The organism is Streptomyces aurantiacus (genome assembly GCF_027107535.1).
Lineage (GTDB): Bacteria > Actinomycetota > Actinomycetes > Streptomycetales > Streptomycetaceae > Streptomyces.
This window is the reverse complement of the sequence record NZ_CP114283.1, coordinates 5246005-5263240: the sequence shown is the minus strand read 5'-3', so window position 1 is coordinate 5263240 and position 17236 is coordinate 5246005. Positions and strand designations below refer to the sequence as shown.

The window sequence follows — 17236 nt, the reverse complement described above, 5'->3', positions numbered from 1 at the left end:
ATGAACGACGCCACCCTCTCTGTCGCCTCCCTCGAGGCCCAGCCCGGCACCAAGGTCCGTGGCACCGTCCGGGCCGACCTCGGCACCCTCACCGCGGACATCCCGCTGACCCTGGTGAACGGCTCCCGCCCTGGACCCCGAGTCGTCATCACGGCGGGCGTGCACGGCGGCGAGTTCACGCCCATCGACGCCGCCGTACGACTGGCGGACAGGCTGGAACCCGGCCAGGTGCACGGGCAGGTGATCGTCTGCCCCGTCGCCAACCCGCCCGCCGTGTACGAGGGCCGGCTCAACATCTCCCCGGTCGACGGCGTGAACCTCAACCGCGTCTTCCCCGGCGACCCGGCCGGCGGTCCTACCGAGCGGCTGGCCGCCTGGCTCTTCACTCACCTGGTCGACGGCGCCGACGTCTACGTCGACCTGCACTGCGGCGGCATCGACCAGGTCCTGCGGGACTTCGTCGGCTACCGCCTCACCGGTGACCCCGACCTCGACAAGGCCACGGCCGAACTGGCAGGCTCCTTCGGCATCGAGGACGTCATCCTCGGACTGAAGGCCGACGGCGGCAACAGCCACGCAGCCGCCGCCCGCCGGGGCATCTCGGCGGTCCTGGTCGAGGTGGGCTCACTCGGGCAGCGGGACGAGCCCACGGCCCTGAGCCGCGTCGACGGCCTCCTCACGGCACTGCGCCACCTGGGCGTCCTCGACCACGAAGGCTCCGCCCCAGCGCCGGCCCGCACCTGGGTCTGGTCCGCCGGCGTCACCGCCGAGGCCACCGGCCTGTGGTACCCGGAGTTCGCCTTCGACGCCGACGTCATCGGCGAAGTGACCGAAGGCGACCTCCTCGGCCGCATCGTCGACCCGGCCGACGGCACGCAGCACACCGTCCACGCCCCCGCCGGCGGGCGGATCTTCTACGGCATGCACGGCCTCACCGTCGCCCCCGGCGACGAACTCGCCGCCCTCGCCGTGCCGTGGGACCCCGACACGGCCCCGAGCCCCGACACCCTCCGCACCCCCGGCGCGGGCCACGGGTCCGACGAGGCGGCTCCCCGCCCGTAATACCCCCGACCCCCCTGCCCGCAGCGCCCCACATCCCCTGCACCCCCTTCCCTGCAGCACCACCCAGGAGGCACACGATGAGAGATGTCCGGATAGACCGCCGGCTGTTCCTGCGCGGAGTCGGCGGAGTCACGGCGGGTCTTGCCGCCGCGTCCGCCCTGAGTGCCTGTGGCACCGGCAGCAGCCGCAGCACGACCACCGGCAGCGGCAAGAGCTCCAAGACGCTGGTCGTGCGCAACAGCGGTGGCACGTACGGCGAGGCCAACCAGAAGGCGGTCTACGACGCGTTCACCAAGGAGACGGGCATCCAGATCAAGGTGGTGAACATCGCGTACGCGCAGCTGCTCGCCCAGATCAAGCAGGGCCGCCCGCAGTTCGACGTGATCGACACCTCGATGGCCGACGTGGTGCGCTTCAAGGACGAGGACGCGACCGAGGCGCTCGACTACGACCGGTTGAAGAGCACCAGGAACGCGGGCATCGCCGAGTCCCTGATGATGTCCCACGGCGTCGGCAAGAACTACTGGGCCAGCGTCATGGCGTACCGCACCGACGCCTTCGGCGGCAAGAAGCCTGAAAGCTGGGCGGACTTCTGGGACACCAAGGCGTTCAAGGGGAGCCGTGCCCTCCAGGCCCGTGACGCCGATCTGCCCGAACTGGAGTTCGCCCTCCTCGCCGACGGCGTTCCCCTGGACAAGCTGTACCCGCTCGATGTGGAGCGTGCTTTCAAGTCCCTCGACAACATCCAGGGATCCGTCCGCAAGTTCTGGGACACCGGTGCCCTGCCCGGCGTGCTGCTGGGCCGCGAGGAGGTCGTCGCCACCAGCGTCTGGCACGGCCGTCTCGACGCCCTGATCAAGGGCGGCTCGCCGCTCGCCTACCAGTGGAACGGTGCCCGCCGGCAGAGCAACGGCTTCTGCATCCCCAAGGGGGCCGCGAACCTCGACGCCGCCTATCAGCTCGTCGACTTCGCGCTGCGGCCCGAGATCCAGGCCGCCTACGCCGAGGTCTATCCGATGGCCCCGGTGGTGCCCGCCGCCTACAAGAAGCTCTCCTCGGCCGCCGCCGACAACCTGGCCAGCTCGCCCGAACACCTGAAGTCCGGGTTCGACCTGGACGTCGAGTGGTGGATCAAGAACGAGGCGGCCGTGTCCAAGCGCTGGCAGGAGTGGGTCAATGCCTGAGCTGCACCTGAAGTCCCCGCACCAGTCCTCCCCGGCGGTCTCCCCGCCGGGGACCGGCACCGGCAAACCCCTCACCGTCACGGACCTGCGCAAGACGTACAGCGGCGTGACCGCTGTCGACACGGTCTCCATGGAGATCGCGGGCGGCGAGTTCGTCACCTTCCTGGGGTCCTCCGGCTCCGGCAAGACCACCACCCTGATGATGATCGCCGGGTTCTGCGAGCCCGACTCCGGCAGCATCGTCGTCGGCGGCCGTGACGTGACCCGCCTCGCGCCGCAGAAGCGCGGCCTCGGCTTCGTCTTCCAGCAGTACCTGCTCTTCCCGCACATGACGGTCTGGGAGAACGTCGCCTTCCCGCTCCAACTGCGGGGCGTGCCCAAGGCGGAGCTGCGCCGCCGGGTGGGGGAAACCCTGGAGATCGCCGGACTCTCCGCCCTGGCCCGCCGCCGGCCCCGCGAACTGTCCGGTGGTCAGCAGCAACGTGTCGCACTGTGCCGGGCGCTGGTCTACCGGCCGCCGGTGATCCTCATGGACGAGCCGCTCGGCGCCCTGGACAAGAAGCTGCGCGACCAGCTGCAGACCGAGATCAAACGTATCCAGCAGGAACTCGGCCTCACCGTCATCTATGTGACGCACGATCAGGAGGAGGCGCTGGTCCTGTCCGACCGGATCGCGGTGATGCGGGACGGGCGCATCGACCAGTTCGACACCCCGCGTGAGCTCTTCGAGCGCCCGCGTACCCCGTTCGTCGCCGACTTCCTCGGCGCGGCCAACTTCCTGCCCGGCACCGTCCAGCAGCAGACGTCCGAGCGCATCGTCGTGAAGCTCGACACCGGAGGCCTGCTCAAGGCCCGCCCGCAGACGGGAGTCGAGGGAGCCAGGGTACGGGCCGCGGTGCAGCCCGGCCGGCTCCGGCTCTGTACGCCGGGCGACGGGTTCTGCATCGGGACCGTCGACACGGTCACCTATGTCGGCACCCTCGTCCGCGTCACCGTCCGCCCCGCGGGCGACGCCGACACCGGCCTCGTACGGCTGGAAATCCCGGCCGGACAGGCCCCGGTCGTCGGCGAACAGGTCAGCCTGACCGCCCACCCCGACGACGTCAGCGTGTTCGCGGTGGAAGGAGGCGGGTGACATGGCCGGATCCGTTCTCGCCCCCGCGCCCCCGGCTCCGGGCCCCGCGACCACCGCCGCCCGCACGGGACGGCTGCACCGGCTGCGCCGCGCGCTGTCCGAGCGCCGCACGCGCTTCGGGCTGCTGAACGCCGCACCCGTCGTCATCTACCTGCTGGTGCTGTTCGTCTACCCCATCTTCAGCACCCTGCTCCTCAGCCTCAAGGGGGAGGAGGGGGGATGGACGCTGCACTGGTACGCGGACGCACTCCAGGGCTCCAACCTGGACGTCCTCTTCACCACCCTGCGGATCTCCGCCGAGACCTCGCTGCTCAGCCTGGTCATCGGGTTCCTGCTGGCCGCCGCCGTCTCCCGGCTCAAGCCACTGTGGGCCGGCCTGGTGATGATCATCGTCGTCGTGCCGCACTTCATCAGCGCGCTGGTGCGCACCTACGGCTGGATCATCCTGCTCGGTGAACACGGCGTGGTGAACAACGCCCTGACGGACCTGAAGGTCCCCGGCGCTCCCTTCCAGATGCTCTACAACGAGATAGGCGTGGTCATCGGCACCACCTCGGTGATGCTGCCGTACACCGTGCTGCTGCTGTACGCGGTGATGCGCGGCATCGACCGCAGGCTGCCGGCCGCCGCGGCCAGCATGGGCGCGGGACGGCTGACGATCTTCCGCCGGGTCTACCTGCCGATGGTCGCTCCCGGCCTGGTCAACGCGGGCATCCTGAGCTTCATCCTCTGCCTCGGCTACTACCTGACCCCCGCCCTCATGGGTGGTCCGAAGCAGACCATGGTCGCCTCGCTCATCAGTGAGCAGGTGATGAAGCAGAACCAGTGGAACGGCGCTGCCGCGCTCGGCATCATCCTGCTCCTCCTCACCTTCGGAGGCCTGCTCCTGCTGCGGCTGATCAAGGCCGCGAGCGAGGCCGCGAAGAATCGAGGTATCTCATGATCGCGTTGCGCTCGACACTGGCCGGGCGGATCTTCCTGACCGTCGCCTCCACGGTGATCCTGCTGTTCCTCGCCCTGCCCATCGTCCTCATCGTCGTCACCTCCTTCGGCAAGGACGCCTTCGGCGCCTTCCCGCCGGACTCCTGGACGCTGGGCTGGTACAAGGTGCTGTTCGCCGACGGCAGCAAGTGGCCGGCCGCGCTGTCGCTGAGCGCCCTGATCGCCTCACTGACCACCGTGTTCTCGCTCCTCCTGGGCATCACGGCGGCCACGGCACTGGTCCGTAGCAACCTGCCGCTGCGCTCGGCGGTGTACGGACTGGTCCTCGCCCCGCTGGTGATCCCCCAAGTGGTCATCGCCCTCGGCCTGTTCCTGCTCTTCGAGCCGGCCGCCATGCTCGGCAGCCCGATCGCCATCGCCCTCGGCCACACCGTGCTCGCCTCACCGATCGCCGTGATGATCCTCATGGCCACACTGAAGGGCATCGACGAACGGCTGGAGGACGCGGCGGCCAGCATGGGCGCTAACCGGCTCACCGTCGCCCGGCGCATCACGCTCCCCCTGGCCATGCCCGGCATGATCGCCGCCGCGATCTTCTCCTTCATCACCAGCTTCGACGAGTTCTTCATCTCGCAGTTCCTGTCCTCGGTGGACACCACGACCCTGCCCGTCCAGGTGTTCAACGTCCTCCAGTTCGATGTCGACCCGTCCGTGACGGCCATCAGCGCGGTGCTCATCGCGATCGCCGTCCTGGCCCTCGTCCTGGTCGCCGCCGTGCGCCGACTCGGCGGTGGCGGAAAGCAGGACGGTCTGCTGCCGACGGAGCCCGGGGTGGGCCTGTCCACCGGGAGTGAGACCTCATGACCACCAGCACCAGCACCAGCACCAGCACCCGCACCCCGACCGGTGAACTGTCCGCCACCGCGGCCAGACACCTGCTGCTCAACATGACCCCCAACGGCTCGCTCGGCCCGGAAGGCGAGAACCTCCTCGTCATCCGGCGGGGCGAGGGCCCGTACATCGTCGACGCCGACGGCAGGCGCTACATCGACGGCCTGTCCGGGCTGTACTGCTGCCAGCTCGGCTACTCCTACGGCCCCGAGTTCGCCGAGGCGGCCGAGAAGCAACTGCGCGAGCTGTGCTACAGCCCGCTGTGGACCTCCTCCGCGCACCCGACGGCGATCGAACTCGCCGAGCGGCTGTCCCGGATCGCCCCCGTCGGCATCGAGCACACCTTCTTCTCCAGCGGCGGCGCCGAAGCCGTCGAGACCGCCTGGAAGATCGCCCGCCGCTACCACGCGCTGCGCGGCGAACCGGGCCGCACCAAGGCCATCGCCCGGCGCGGCGCCTACCACGGGCTGACCATCGGCACCCTCTCCCTCACCGACGACCCCGGCCTGACGGAGCCGTACGGCCCGCCGGCGATCCACACCCGGTTCGTGGCCAACACCAACCGCTTCGGTCTCGCACCGGAATACGCGGACGACGGCCTGTACACGGCCCGGCTGCTCGCCGAGCTGGAGGCCGCGATCCTGGCCGAGGGCCCGGAGACCGTCGCCATGCTCATCGCCGAGCCGGTGCAGAACCGGGGCGGCTGCATCACCCCGCCCCAGGGTTACTGGCAGGGTCTGCGGGCGCTGGCCGACCGGTACGGCTTCCTGCTCGTCGCCGATGAGGTCATCACGGCCTTCGGCCGGCTCGGGGAGTGGTTCGGCGGGGACCGCTACGGCGCCCGCCCGGACATGGTCACCGTCGCTAAGGGCATCACCGCCGGTTACGCCCCCATGGGGGCAACTCTGGTCAGCCAGGGTGTCGTCGAGGTCATCAACCGGCCCGGCGCGGTCCTCAACCACGGCTACACCTTCGCCGGGCACCCGCTGAGCGCGGCCATCGCCCTGCGCAGCCTGGAGATCATGGAGCGGGACCGGATCCTGGAGAACGTCCGTGACCTCCAAGGCCACTTGGCGGGCCGCATGTCATCCCTCGCGGACCTGCCGATCGTCGGCGACGTCCGGGGAGCCGGGTTCTTCTACGCCTGCGAACTCGTCGGCGACCACGAGGACGGCGGCTTCGGCGACGCCGCCCGCGCCGACCTGATCGTCGACCTGATCCCGCGCCGGCTGCGCGAGGCCGGCCTCCTCGCCCGCGTCTACAACCGGTCCGCGCCACTGGTCCAGATCGCACCCCCGCTGATCAGCGACCGGGCCCTTCTCGACCGTATCGCCGACATCCTCGCAGAGACCCTCGCCGAGGCGTCCGCCCGCATCTGATCCATGTTTCGGAAAGGAACGACATGTACTCCATCGGTCCGCTGACCGTCGCCCCCGGCGAGCGCGCCCAAGGCCTCATCCCGGTCGGCACCAGCAGCTACGGTGTCGAACTCGGCATCCCACTGATCGTCGTCAACGGCGCGCAGGACGGCCCGGTCCTGTGTGTGGACGCCGGCGTGCACGGCGACGAGTACGACGGCCAGGAAGCCGTCCGCCGCGTGGTCGCCGAGATCGACCCGGCCACCCTGCGCGGCACGCTCGTCGCCATCCCCTGCATGAACACCCCGGCCTTCGAGGCGGCGGCCCGCACCAGCGGCCTGGACCACCTCAACCTCAACCGCATCTTCCCCGGTGACGCGGACGGCTCGTACTCGCTGCGCCTGGCCGCCACCTTCGTCGAGCAGGTCGTCCCGGCCATCGACGCCCTGGTCGACCTGCACACCGGCGGCACGTTCGGCGAGATCGCCCCGCTGGTCATCCTTCAGGGCGGCTACGAGGAACTGGCGACGGAGATGGCCCTCGCGGCCGGCCACGAGCTGGTCTGGAAGGGCGGCAAGTGGGGCGGCACGGTGCGCCATCCCACCCTCGCGGCGGGCAAGCCCGCCATCACCATCGAGGTCGGCGGCGGCACCTACCGCGAGGAGAACGTCACCCTGCACATGCACTCCATCCGCAACATCCTCCGGCAGCTCAGCATGATCGACGGTGCGGCGGAGTTGCGGGACACCTACACCACGGTCTCCGGCACTTTCGCCCGCTCCGACGCCGGCGGCTTCTTCGTCGGCCACGCCGAGCCGGGGGACACCTGCAAGGAAGGCGACCTGATCGCCCACATCGTCGACCACTACGGCAACACGCTGGAGGAGGTCCTCGCCCCGCAGGACGGCATCGTGCTCTGGGTCCGCCGGATCCGTACCGTCCGCCCCGGCGACGAGGTCGTGATCTTCGGCGAGGTGCAGGGAGAGATCCGGCCATGAGCAGCGACGCTCAGATGCTCCTCATCGACGGCAAACAGGTACCCGCCGCCGACGGGCGCACCTTCACCGTCCTCGACCCCTCGGACGGCACAGCCATCGCGCAGGTAGCCCATGCAGGCGCGGCGGACGTCGACCAGGCGGTGGCGGCGGCCCGGGCAGCCTTCACGGCACCGGAGTGGGCCCGTATGCGCGCCGCCGACCGGGGCCGCATCCTCTACCGGATCGCGGAGGCCATCCGCTACCAGGGCGAACGGCTGGCCCGCCTGGAGAGCCACGACGTCGGCAAGCCGCTCCGCCAGGCCAAGGCCGATGTCGAGGCCGCCGCCCGGTACTTCGAGTTCTACGCGGGCGTCGCCGACAAGCTCGGCGGCACGACGATCCCTCTCGGGCCCGGCCTGATCGACTACACCGTCCGCGAGCCGATCGGTGTCTCCGGCCAGATCATCCCGTTCAACTACCCGCTGCAGAACACCGCGAGGGGCTCCGCTCCGGCGCTGGCGGCAGGGTGCACCGTGGTGCTCAAGCCGTCGCCGGAGGCACCGCTCACGCCGCTGGAGATCGGCAGGATCGCCCTGGAGTGCGGTCTGCCGCCGGGCGTTCTGAACGTCGTCCCCGGTGATGGGGAGACGGGTGCGGCTCTCGCCGGGCACCCCGGGATCGACCAGGTCACCTTCACCGGCTCGGTGCCGACGGGCATCAAGGTCGCCCAGGCCGCCGCAGCCAACGTGGTGCCCTCCGTCACCGAGCTGGGTGGCAAGTCCCCGGTCGTCGTCTTCGCCGACGCCGACTTCGACCTGGCGCTGAGCGCCGTCGCGGCCTCCGCCTTCGGCAACGCAGGCCAGACCTGCTCGGCGGGCACCCGGCTGCTGCTCCAGCGGGGTGCCGAGGAGTTCCTCGACAAGCTGGTCGCCCACGCCGCCTCCCTGCGCGTCGGCCCGGGGCTCACCGACCCGGACGTCGGCCCGCTGGTCGCCGCCCGGCAGCGTGACCGGGTGCTGGGCTACCTGGACCTGGCCCGCCAGGAGGGCGCCGTGGCGCGGGCCGGCGGCGGTGCACCGTCCGACCCGGCCCTGGCCGACGGCTACTACGTCGAGCCGACCGTGCTCACCAGCCTGACCAACGACGCCCGTTGCGCCCGCGAGGAGATCTTCGGCCCCGTCGTCACCGTCATCGAGTTCGACGACGCCGACGAGGCCCTCGACATCGCCAACGACAGCCCGTACGGCCTCGCGTCCTACGTCTGGACCCGCGACATCGACAAGGCGATGCGGCTCGCCGAGGGCATCCGGGCCGGCCAGGTCTACGTCAACGCCACCGGCGTCGGCACCGGCGTCGAGCTCCCGTTCGGCGGCTACAAGCACAGCGGTTGGGGCCGGGAGAAGGGCCTCGCGGCCCTCGACAGCTACACGCAGACCAAGAACGTCTGCATCGGATTCGGGAGGCGGTCATGAGATATCGCACGCTGGGCGAGCGCGGCCCGACCGTCTCCGTGGTCGGTGTCGGCGGCAACAACTTCGGCTCCCGTCTGGACGAGGACGGCACGAAGGCGGTCGTCCACGCGGCCCTGGACGCCGGAATCACCCTCTTCGACACCGCCGACATGTACGGCGGCTTCGGCGAGAGCGACAGCGGGCGCGGTGACGGCGAACGGCTCCTCGGTGCCGCTCTCAAGGGGCACCGCGACGAGGTCGTCCTGGCCACCAAGTTCGGCATGGAGATGGGTCAGGAGGCCGACCTCTACGGTCGGCGGGGAGCCCGTCCCTACATCCGGTACGCCGTCGAGGCCTCGCTGCGCCGCCTGGGCACCGAACGGATCGATCTGTACCAGTACCACGAGCCGGACGGCGTCACCCCGCTGGAGGAGACCGTCGCCGCGCTCCGCGAACTGGTCGACGAGGGCAAGATCGGCCACATCGGCTGTTCCAACCTGCCGGCCGAGCAGCTCACCGATGCCTTCGTGTCCACCCAGGCCCGCTACCACCTGCTCGACCGCGCTGTGGAGAAGGACCTGGTCCCCGCCTGCGTCAGCCACGGCGTCGGCCTCCTGCCGTACTACCCGCTGGCCAACGGCCTGCTCAGCGGCAAGTACCGGCGCGGTGAGCGGCCCCCGCCCGGCAGCCGGCTGTCCTGGCGGCAGGGCTGGCTCACCGACGCGGCCCTCGACAGGGCCGAGGCGCTCACCACGTACGGCGCCGAACGAGGACTCACCCTCCTCCAGGTCGCCGTGGGCGCACTGGCCGCGCTCCCCGCCGTCGGCTCCGTCATCTGCGGTGCCATGACCCCCGAACAGGTCACCGCCAATGCGGCGGCGGCCGACTGGATCCCCGACGCGGCCGACCTGGCCGCACTCGACGTGATCGTCACCCCCGGCGAACGCGTCGTCTGAAGCCCCCACCTCACCCCTGGAAAATCCGGAATCCCGCGAGACTGAGGCGAAAACCATGCGAGAGATCGTCACCTTCGACGCCTATGCGACCCTGATCAACTTCGAGCTCGGCCCCACGACCCTGAAGGTCCTCGAAGACCGGCTGGACCTGGACAACCTGGACGTCGACGAGTTCCTCGACGACTTCCGCGTCATGCGCTTCCAGGCCGTCCTGGAGACCTACCGCCCGTACCACGAGATCCTGCACTCCAGCCTGCGCAACGCCATGCGCCTGCACGGCCTGGAGTACCGCGAGTCCGACGGTGACGCCCTCGTCGAGGCCGTCCCCACTTTCGGTCCCTTCCCGGAGGTCCCGGACGCGCTGCGCGCACTGAAGACCAAGTACGAGATCGCCATCATCTCCAACACCGACGACAACATGATCGCGCGTAACGTGGAGAACATCGGCGTCGAGTTCGACCACGTCATCACCGCCCAGCAGGCCGGCGCCTACAAGCCGGACCGCCAGACCTTCGAGTACGCCTTCAAGACCATGGGCGTCGAACCGTCGCAGGTCATCCACACCGCCCAGGGCTGGGAGTACGACCACATCCCGACCCGCGACCTCGGCCTGAAGCGCCGGGTGTGGATCAACCGCTACGGCCGCCCCGGCAGCGCCGACTATCAGCCGTACGACGAGCTGCGGGACCTGTCGGGCCTGCCGAAGCTGCTCGGCTGCTGACCGACGTCGCAACGGAAACGGACCGAGAACACAGAGGACGCACGCCATGAAGCAGATCCCCTACTGGCTGGACACAGCCCCCGCCTTCCCCGACCGTTCCGGAAAGGACCTGCCCGACGAGGCGGACGTGGTGGTGATCGGCGGCGGTCTCACCGGCCTGTCCACCGCCTATCACGCCGCCCGCAAGGGCGCCCGGGTCGTCCTGGTGGAGAAGGACAAGGTGGGCTCGGGCGCCTCCGGGCGCAACGGCAGCATGTGCACCCAGGGCATCACCATCAGCCCCGCCGAGGCGCGCAAGCGCTATGGGCAGGAGCGGGCCCGTGAGTTGTACGACGCCTTCCGCGAGGCGGTCGACGTCGTCGAGGAGCTCACCCGCACCGAGAACATCGACTGCGACTTCAACCGCTCCGGGCGCCTGGGAGCGGTCTGTAAGCCCGGGCACTTCGACGGCCTGCGAGCCAAGCAGCGCGACCTGGCCGACAACTTCGGTCACGAGACGGTCGTCCTGAGCAAGAGCGAACTGCGGGCCGAGCTCGGCACGGACTACTACCACGGTGCCCTGCTCGACCCGCTCAGCGCGGGCCTGCATGTGGGCAAGTTCGTCGGCGGTCTGGCACACGCCGCCGAGGGTGCCGGCGCCGAGATCCACGAGCGCAACGCCGCCACCGGCCTCACCCGCCTGTCCGGCGGCGGCTTCCTGGTGGAGACCATGAACGGCACCATTCGTGCCAAGCAGGTCATGGCGGCGACGGACGCCTACACCGACAAGTCGATGCCGTGGTTCCGCAAGCGGCTGATCAACGTCGGCAGCTTCATCATCGTCACCGAGCCGCTGGGGGAGGCGCGCGCCAAGGAGCTCATCCCCAATGGCCGCCTGCTGGTCGCCCACAAGAACGTCGGCCACTACGTCCGCCTCACCCCGGACAACCGCCTCGCATTCGGCGGCCGCGCCCGCTTCGCTCCCTCCAACCCGGCCTCCGACGTCAAGAGCGGTGACATCCTCAAGCGGGAGATGACGGAGATCTTCCCGCAGCTGGCCGGGACGCGGATCGACTACGTCTGGGGCGGCATGGTTAGTTTCTCCTGGGACCGCGTTCCGCACGCGGGCGACGTCGACGGCCTGTACTACTCCATGGGTTACTGCGGCCACGGCGTCCAGATGGCCACGTACATGGGCCGGGCCGTGGCCGAGATGATGGACGGCAAGCCGGACGCCAACCCCCTGCGCGGCTTCGGGTTCCCGAAGGTGCCCGTCCCCTTCTACAACGGCACCCCCTGGTTCCTGCCGTTCGGCGGCGCCTACTACAAGGCCAAGGACAAGCTGCTCTGAGCCGATGGCGATACCGATGCCGACGGCGTCGAAACCGCGGGGACCTCCCCAGCACGGGTCCTGGGACGTCCCCGCGGCCTTCCGGTCTCGCGGCCTGTTGCCGCACCCACTCACGTCCACGCCTGAACCGCATCGAGAAAGGGACCGCTCCGGAATGACCGCTGTCACCCGCAGTGAACACGATCTGCTCGGCGACCGGGACGTTCCCGTGGACGCGTACTGGGGTGTTCACACGCTGCGCGCCACGGAGAACTTCCCCATCTCGGGCATGACCATCTCCGCCTACCCGCACCTGATCGACGCGCTCGCCGCGGTCAAGGAGGCCGCCGCCCTCGCCAACGAGGAGCTCGGCCTGCTGGAGCCGAGGAAGGCCGCCGCGATCGTCGAAGCCTGCCGGGAGATACGCGAGGGTAAGCTGCACGACCAGTTCGTCGTCGACGTCATCCAGGGCGGAGCCGGCACCTCGACGAACATGAACGCCAACGAGGTCGTCGCCAACAGGGCGCTGGAGCTGCTGGGCCACGAAAAGGGCCAGTACCAGTACGTGCACCCCAACGAGGACGTCAACCTCGGCCAGTCCACCAACGACGTCTACCCGACCGCCGTCAAGGTCGCGACGGTCTTCGCGGTGCACGGGCTGCTCAAGGCGATGGCCAGACTGCAGGATTCCTTCGCCGGTAAGGCCGTCGAGTTCCGCGAGGTCCTGAAGATGGGCCGTACACAGTTGCAGGACGCGGTTCCGATGACGCTCGGCCAGGAGTTCTCCGCATACGCCGTCATGATTGACGAGGACCGCCACCGTCTTGCCGAGGCAGTCGAGCTGATCCATGAGATCAACCTGGGTGCCACGGCGATCGGCACCGGGCTCAACGCGCCCGCCGGATATGCCGAGTCGGCCCGCCGCCACCTCTCCGAGATCACCGGACTGCCGCTGGTCACGGCCGCGAACCTGGTCGAGGCCACCCAGGACTGCGGCGCGTTCGTGCAGATGTCCGGCGTGCTGAAGCGGGTCGCCGTCAAGCTCTCCAAGAGCTGCAACGACCTGCGCCTGCTGTCCTCCGGGCCGCGCGCGGGCCTCGGCGAGATCAACCTGCCACCGGTGCAGGCCGGTTCGTCCATCATGCCCGGCAAGGTCAACCCGGTGATCCCCGAGGTCGTCAACCAGGTCGCCTTCGAGGTCATCGGTAACGATGTCACCATCACCATGGCCGCCGAGGCCGGACAGCTCCAGCTCAACGCCTTCGAGCCGGTCATCCTGCACTCCCTGTCGGAGTCCATCACCCACCTGCGCGCCGCCTGCCTCACCCTCGCCGAACGCTGCGTGGACGGCATCACCGCCAACACCGAGGCGCTGCGCGCGAGGGTGGAGAACTCCATCGGCCTGGTCACCGCCCTCAACCCGCACATCGGCTACACCGCGGCCACCGACATCGCCAAAGAGGCCCTCGCCAGCGGCCGGGGCGTCGCCGAACTCGTCCTGGAGAAGGGCCTGTTGCCGGCCGAGACCCTCGCCGACCTGCTGCGCCCCGAGGTCGTGGCCGGCCGGAGCAGTGCCCTGACCTGACATGCCCGGCGTACCGGCCCGGCGGGCAAACAGGCGGTTTCGTCGGGGTGGTGATCCGTGACCGGCGCCGCGGCTACCAACCTCCCAAGCTCAAGAACGGAAATGGCATGTCCCTTCTGAAGACCATCGACACCCGTCCCTCCTCCGCTCCGGACGAGTCCGCCCCGCTCCCGGAACGCCTGATCTCCGGCAACCCCGCCTTCAAGACCTGGGCCCAGGACGTCGCCCGCGGGGAGACGATCCGTACGGGCGTCTGGGAAGCGACGCCCGGCGAGACGCGCTCGATCAAGGGCGAGACCTTCGAGTTCTGCCACATCCTCTCCGGCATCGTGGAACTCACGCCGGAAGGCGGCGAACCGGCGGTCTACAAGGCAGGCGACAGCTTTGTCATGAAGCCGGGCTTCGTCGGTGTCTGGAAGACCATTGAAACCGTGCGCAAGGTCTACGTGATCGTGACGTGATGCTGATGCCGCGCGGCTCGGCCGTAGCCCGCCCGGTTCGATGCGGCGGGGCCGGAAACGGAGCGAACCTACTCAGCCACCGCGCTGGCCCCCGCCCCTGCACGGCAGTCGGCGGTGAGGCCAGGTCAGTGTGATGCCGTTCAGCTTGCCGGCTTTTGCATCGCCGCGGACGGGCACCTCGACAACTGCGTCTGTCAACGGAACCACCCGAGCATGCCCGTTGATCAAGCTGCCGCACCGTGAAACTCCAGGTCCCCGACAGAATCAAGCTTGGGGCGTGGTGATCTGACGAATGGACAGTGGGCCCGGCTTGAGCCGTTCTTGCCGCAGGGCATCAAGCCGGGCCGTCCGCCGGTGTGGACGCGACGGCTGCTGATGGACGGCATCCGGCGGCGGACCCATACCGGGTGCTCCCTGGCGTGATGTGCCCCAACGCTACGGGCCCTGGCATCGGGCCTACGACCTGTTCCGGCGCTGGCAGCGCGATGGCACCTGGGTCAGGATCGTCACTATCTGCAAAAGGAGCCGTCCGGCGGCATTGCCGTCGAGCCGGCCGACCACGGTCTCGGACGTTCCCGAGGCGGCCTGACCATCAAGATCCACCTTGCCGTCGAGCAGGGGCAGAAGCCGCTGAGCGTCGTGATCACAGCCGGTCAGCGGGGCGACTCGCCGCATTCGAGCCGGTCCTGGAAGCCATCCGGGTGCCTCGCCTTGGTCCGGGCAGGCCGCAGGCGGCCGGACCGGGTGCGGGCCGACAAGGCGTACGACTCCCGTCGCAACCGGGCCTACCTGCGCAGAAGCGGGATCAAGGCGACCATCCCGGTCCCCACCGACCGCGTCCGCAACCGCCAGAAGCTCGGTGCCCGAGGCGGTCGCCGCCGAAGTTCGACAAAACCGACTACCGCGAGCGGCATGCCGTCGAGTGCGGGATCAACCGCCTCAAGCGCCACCGGGCCCTGGCCACGAGATACGACAAGCTCGCCGTCCGCTACGAGGCCACCGTGCTGATCGCAGTCCTCAACAAGTGGTTGTGACCAGCACCTGCCCAGCAAACCCTAGTGTCCTGCGCCAGAGATCCGTCGGCAGAAGCGGGCGAGGGAGTCGAGGATCTCTTCGGCTGTCTTGGTCCAGATGAACGGCTTGGGGTCTTCGTTCCAGTCCTTGACCCAGGCCCGGATGTCGGCTTCCAGGGCCTGGATGTTCTTGTGTGCGCCGCGGCGGATCATCTGGTGGGCCAGGTAGCCGAACCACCGCTCGACCTGGTTGATCCAGGAGGAGCCGGTCGGGGTGAAGTGCAGCTCGAACCGCGGGTGTTTGGCCAGCCAGGCTTTGATCGCAGGGGTCTTGTGGGTGCCGTAGTTGTCCACGATCAGATGGACCTGCAGGTGTGCGGGCACCTCTTTGTCGATCCGGATCAGGAACTTCTTGAACTCCGCGGCCCGGTGCCGGCGGTGCAGGGCAGTGATGACCTCACCCGTGGCGACGTCGAACGCGGCGAACAAGGTGGTCAGGCCGTTGCGGACGTAGTCGTGGGTGCGCCGCTCGGGCATGCCCGGCATTATCGGCAGCACCGGCTGGGACCGGTCCAGGGCCTGGATCTGCGACTTCTCGTCCACCGAGAGCACCACCGCACCCTCAGGAGGGTTGAAGTACAGGCCCACGACGTCGTAGACCTTCTCCACGAACAGCGGGTCCGTCGACAGCTTGAAGGTGTCCGCCAGATGCGGCCTGAGCTGGAACTGCCGCCAGATCCGGCCCACGGTCGACTTCGACAGGCCGCTGTGCTGGGCCATCGATTTCCTGGACCAGTGGGTGGCGTTCTTCGGCAGCTGTTCCAGCGTGGTGACCACCACCGCCTCCACCTGATCGACGCTGATGGTGGGCGGCCGGCCCGGCCTGGGCTCGTCGACCAGCCCGTCCAGCCGCTCGGCGAGAAAGCGCCGCCGCCACTTGCGGACCGTGTCCGCGGCCACCCGAAGCTCCCGGGCGACCACGACGATCGGCGGTACTTCCGGCCCCGCACACGCCAGGACAATCCGCGCTCGCAGGGCCAGGGCCTGGGCCGATGTCGCCCGACGCGTCCACCGCTCCAGCTCCGCCCGCTCCTCCGCGGACAGCAGCAACGGCTCCAACTTGGGGCCCCGACGAGGAACTGACGCACCAGCAGTAGAAGTCACACACCAACTAACGATCAACTACTGGCGCAGGACACTAGTCGACCCTGACCACGTACTTGCCCTGCACCCCGCCAGCCTCCAGCGCCCGGTGTGCCGCCGCTGTCTCTTCCAGCGGGAAGACCGTGTCCACCGCCGACCGCAGCTTCCCCTCCGTCACCTGGCGGGCGAGGTCGTCGAAGAGCGCACGTTCGGGGTTGCCGCTGAAGAAGCGCACCCGGCCGCGTCCGTGGACGGCGCTGGCCGCGATGTAGCCCAGCGAGGCGGCGGGCCGCGTCAGGTCGAAGGCGATGGTGACCATGCGTCCGCCGGGCTTCAGCATCCGCCGTACGGTACGCAGGTCGGTGCCCGCCGTGTCGAGGACCACGTCGAACAGTCCCAGTTCCGCAGGGGACACGGTCCGGTGGTCGACGGCGTGGTGGGCACCGAGCGTACGGACGAAGTCGAGGTTGGCAGCGCGGGCCAGGGCCGTGACCTCGGCGCCGTACGCCTGTCCGAGCTGGACGGCGGCGTTGCCGACGCCGCCCGCCGCGCCCCGTACGAGCAGCCGTTCGCCGGGGCGCAGTGCGGCCTTGTCGCGGAGGGCAGTGACGGCCGTGGTGGCCACCGGCAGCGCGGCGGCGGCCACGAGGTCCAGCCCGTCCGGGACCCGGCCGAGCCGCTCGGGCCGTACCGTCACGTACTCGGCAGCGCTGCCGAATCCGGAGCTGCGGCCCAGGACACCCCACACCTGGTCGCCGACCGCTACGCCGGTCGCGCCGGTGCCGAGTGCGGCGATCTCGCCAGTGAAGTCCAGCCCGATGCGCTGCGGGAACCTCCGGCCGGTGAGGAGGCGGGCCCGACCGGAACGGGCCGCCAGTTCGCCGCCGTTCACGCTGAACGCGCGCACGCGCACGAGGACTTCGCCGGGTGCCGGTCCGGGACGTGGCACCCGGCCCACATACAGCACCTCGGGGCCGCCGAAGCGGTCGAACAGTACGGCTTTCATCGTGCGGTCGTCCATTGTTGCGTTCTCACCTTCGCCACCAGT

General features: G+C 69.6%; 18 protein-coding genes. 16 read left to right on the top strand and 2 right to left on the bottom strand.

The annotated features are described in order from the left end of the window. The 16 genes from O1Q96_RS25445 (at window position 1) to O1Q96_RS44630 (ending at window position 15040) form a co-directional block, all read left to right on the top strand. Window positions 1-1062: a M14 family metallopeptidase gene (locus O1Q96_RS25445; protein ID WP_269250355.1), complete on the top strand. Its 1062-nt coding sequence runs from the start codon at window positions 1-3 to the stop codon at window positions 1060-1062. A gap of 77 nt (window positions 1063-1139) precedes the next feature. Continuing rightward, entirely contained in the window at window positions 1140-2246 is a 1107-nt protein-coding gene (locus O1Q96_RS25440) for an ABC transporter substrate-binding protein (protein WP_269250354.1), read from the top strand. Next, window positions 2239-3381 (top strand): ABC transporter ATP-binding protein, encoded by a 1143-nt coding sequence (locus O1Q96_RS25435; protein WP_269250353.1) that lies wholly within the window; start codon window positions 2239-2241, stop codon window positions 3379-3381. Before O1Q96_RS25440 ends, O1Q96_RS25435 begins: the two co-directional genes overlap by 8 nt. A gap of 1 nt (window position 3382) precedes the next feature. Continuing rightward, the gene (locus tag O1Q96_RS25430; RefSeq protein ID WP_269250352.1) at window positions 3383-4324 is read left to right on the top strand and encodes an ABC transporter permease; all 942 of its coding nucleotides are present in this window, start codon (window positions 3383-3385) and stop codon (window positions 4322-4324) included. Beyond that, entirely contained in the window at window positions 4321-5187 is an 867-nt protein-coding gene (locus O1Q96_RS25425) for an ABC transporter permease (protein ID WP_269250351.1), read from the top strand. Before O1Q96_RS25430 ends, O1Q96_RS25425 begins: the two co-directional genes overlap by 4 nt. Then, window positions 5184-6593: an aminotransferase class III-fold pyridoxal phosphate-dependent enzyme gene (locus tag O1Q96_RS25420; RefSeq protein ID WP_269250350.1), complete on the top strand. Its 1410-nt coding sequence runs from the start codon at window positions 5184-5186 to the stop codon at window positions 6591-6593. Before O1Q96_RS25425 ends, O1Q96_RS25420 begins: the two co-directional genes overlap by 4 nt. A 23-nt stretch (window positions 6594-6616) precedes the next feature. Next, window positions 6617-7570, top strand: a complete 954-nt coding sequence (locus O1Q96_RS25415) for a succinylglutamate desuccinylase/aspartoacylase family protein (protein WP_269250349.1) — start codon at window positions 6617-6619, stop codon at window positions 7568-7570. Then, entirely contained in the window at window positions 7567-9021 is a 1455-nt protein-coding gene (locus O1Q96_RS25410; RefSeq protein WP_269250348.1) for an aldehyde dehydrogenase family protein, read from the top strand. Before O1Q96_RS25415 ends, O1Q96_RS25410 begins: the two co-directional genes overlap by 4 nt. Then, window positions 9018-9956, top strand: a complete 939-nt coding sequence (locus O1Q96_RS25405; RefSeq protein ID WP_269250347.1) for an aldo/keto reductase — start codon at window positions 9018-9020, stop codon at window positions 9954-9956. Before O1Q96_RS25410 ends, O1Q96_RS25405 begins: the two co-directional genes overlap by 4 nt. A gap of 55 nt (window positions 9957-10011) precedes the next feature. Next, window positions 10012-10677: a haloacid dehalogenase type II gene (locus tag O1Q96_RS25400; RefSeq protein WP_269250346.1), complete on the top strand. Its 666-nt coding sequence runs from the start codon at window positions 10012-10014 to the stop codon at window positions 10675-10677. Window positions 10678-10723: 46 nt separating this feature from the next. Next, window positions 10724-12007 (top strand): NAD(P)/FAD-dependent oxidoreductase, encoded by a 1284-nt coding sequence (locus O1Q96_RS25395; RefSeq protein ID WP_269250345.1) that lies wholly within the window; start codon window positions 10724-10726, stop codon window positions 12005-12007. Between the two features lie 154 nt (window positions 12008-12161). Continuing rightward, the gene (aspA, locus tag O1Q96_RS25390; RefSeq protein ID WP_269250344.1) at window positions 12162-13571 is read left to right on the top strand and encodes an aspartate ammonia-lyase; all 1410 of its coding nucleotides are present in this window, start codon (window positions 12162-12164) and stop codon (window positions 13569-13571) included. 107 nt (window positions 13572-13678) lie between these two features. Next, window positions 13679-14032: a cupin domain-containing protein gene (locus O1Q96_RS25385; RefSeq protein ID WP_269250343.1), complete on the top strand. Its 354-nt coding sequence runs from the start codon at window positions 13679-13681 to the stop codon at window positions 14030-14032. Window positions 14033-14302: 270 nt separating this feature from the next. Next, on the top strand, window positions 14303-14455 hold the full coding sequence (locus O1Q96_RS44640) for a transposase (protein WP_419586944.1): 153 nt from the start codon (window positions 14303-14305) through the stop codon (window positions 14453-14455). Between the two features lies 1 nt (window position 14456). Continuing rightward, window positions 14457-14621 (top strand): hypothetical protein, encoded by a 165-nt coding sequence (locus O1Q96_RS44635; protein ID WP_419586943.1) that lies wholly within the window; start codon window positions 14457-14459, stop codon window positions 14619-14621. After that, complete coding sequence (locus tag O1Q96_RS44630) at window positions 14546-15040, top strand: transposase (RefSeq protein ID WP_419587068.1); 495 nt, start codon at window positions 14546-14548, stop codon at window positions 15038-15040. Before O1Q96_RS44635 ends, O1Q96_RS44630 begins: the two co-directional genes overlap by 76 nt. A gap of 47 nt (window positions 15041-15087) precedes the next feature. Here O1Q96_RS44630 and O1Q96_RS25375 read toward each other — a convergent pair whose 3' ends face one another. Both O1Q96_RS25375 and O1Q96_RS25370 read right to left on the bottom strand, forming a co-directional pair. Beyond that, a complete protein-coding gene (locus tag O1Q96_RS25375; protein WP_269250241.1) occupies window positions 15088-16209 on the bottom strand; it encodes an IS630 family transposase in 1122 nt (373 codons plus the stop codon). A gap of 34 nt (window positions 16210-16243) precedes the next feature. Continuing rightward, window positions 16244-17209, bottom strand: a complete 966-nt coding sequence (locus O1Q96_RS25370; RefSeq protein WP_269250342.1) for an NAD(P)-dependent alcohol dehydrogenase — start codon at window positions 17207-17209, stop codon at window positions 16244-16246. Between the last annotated feature and the right edge of the window lie 27 nt (window positions 17210-17236).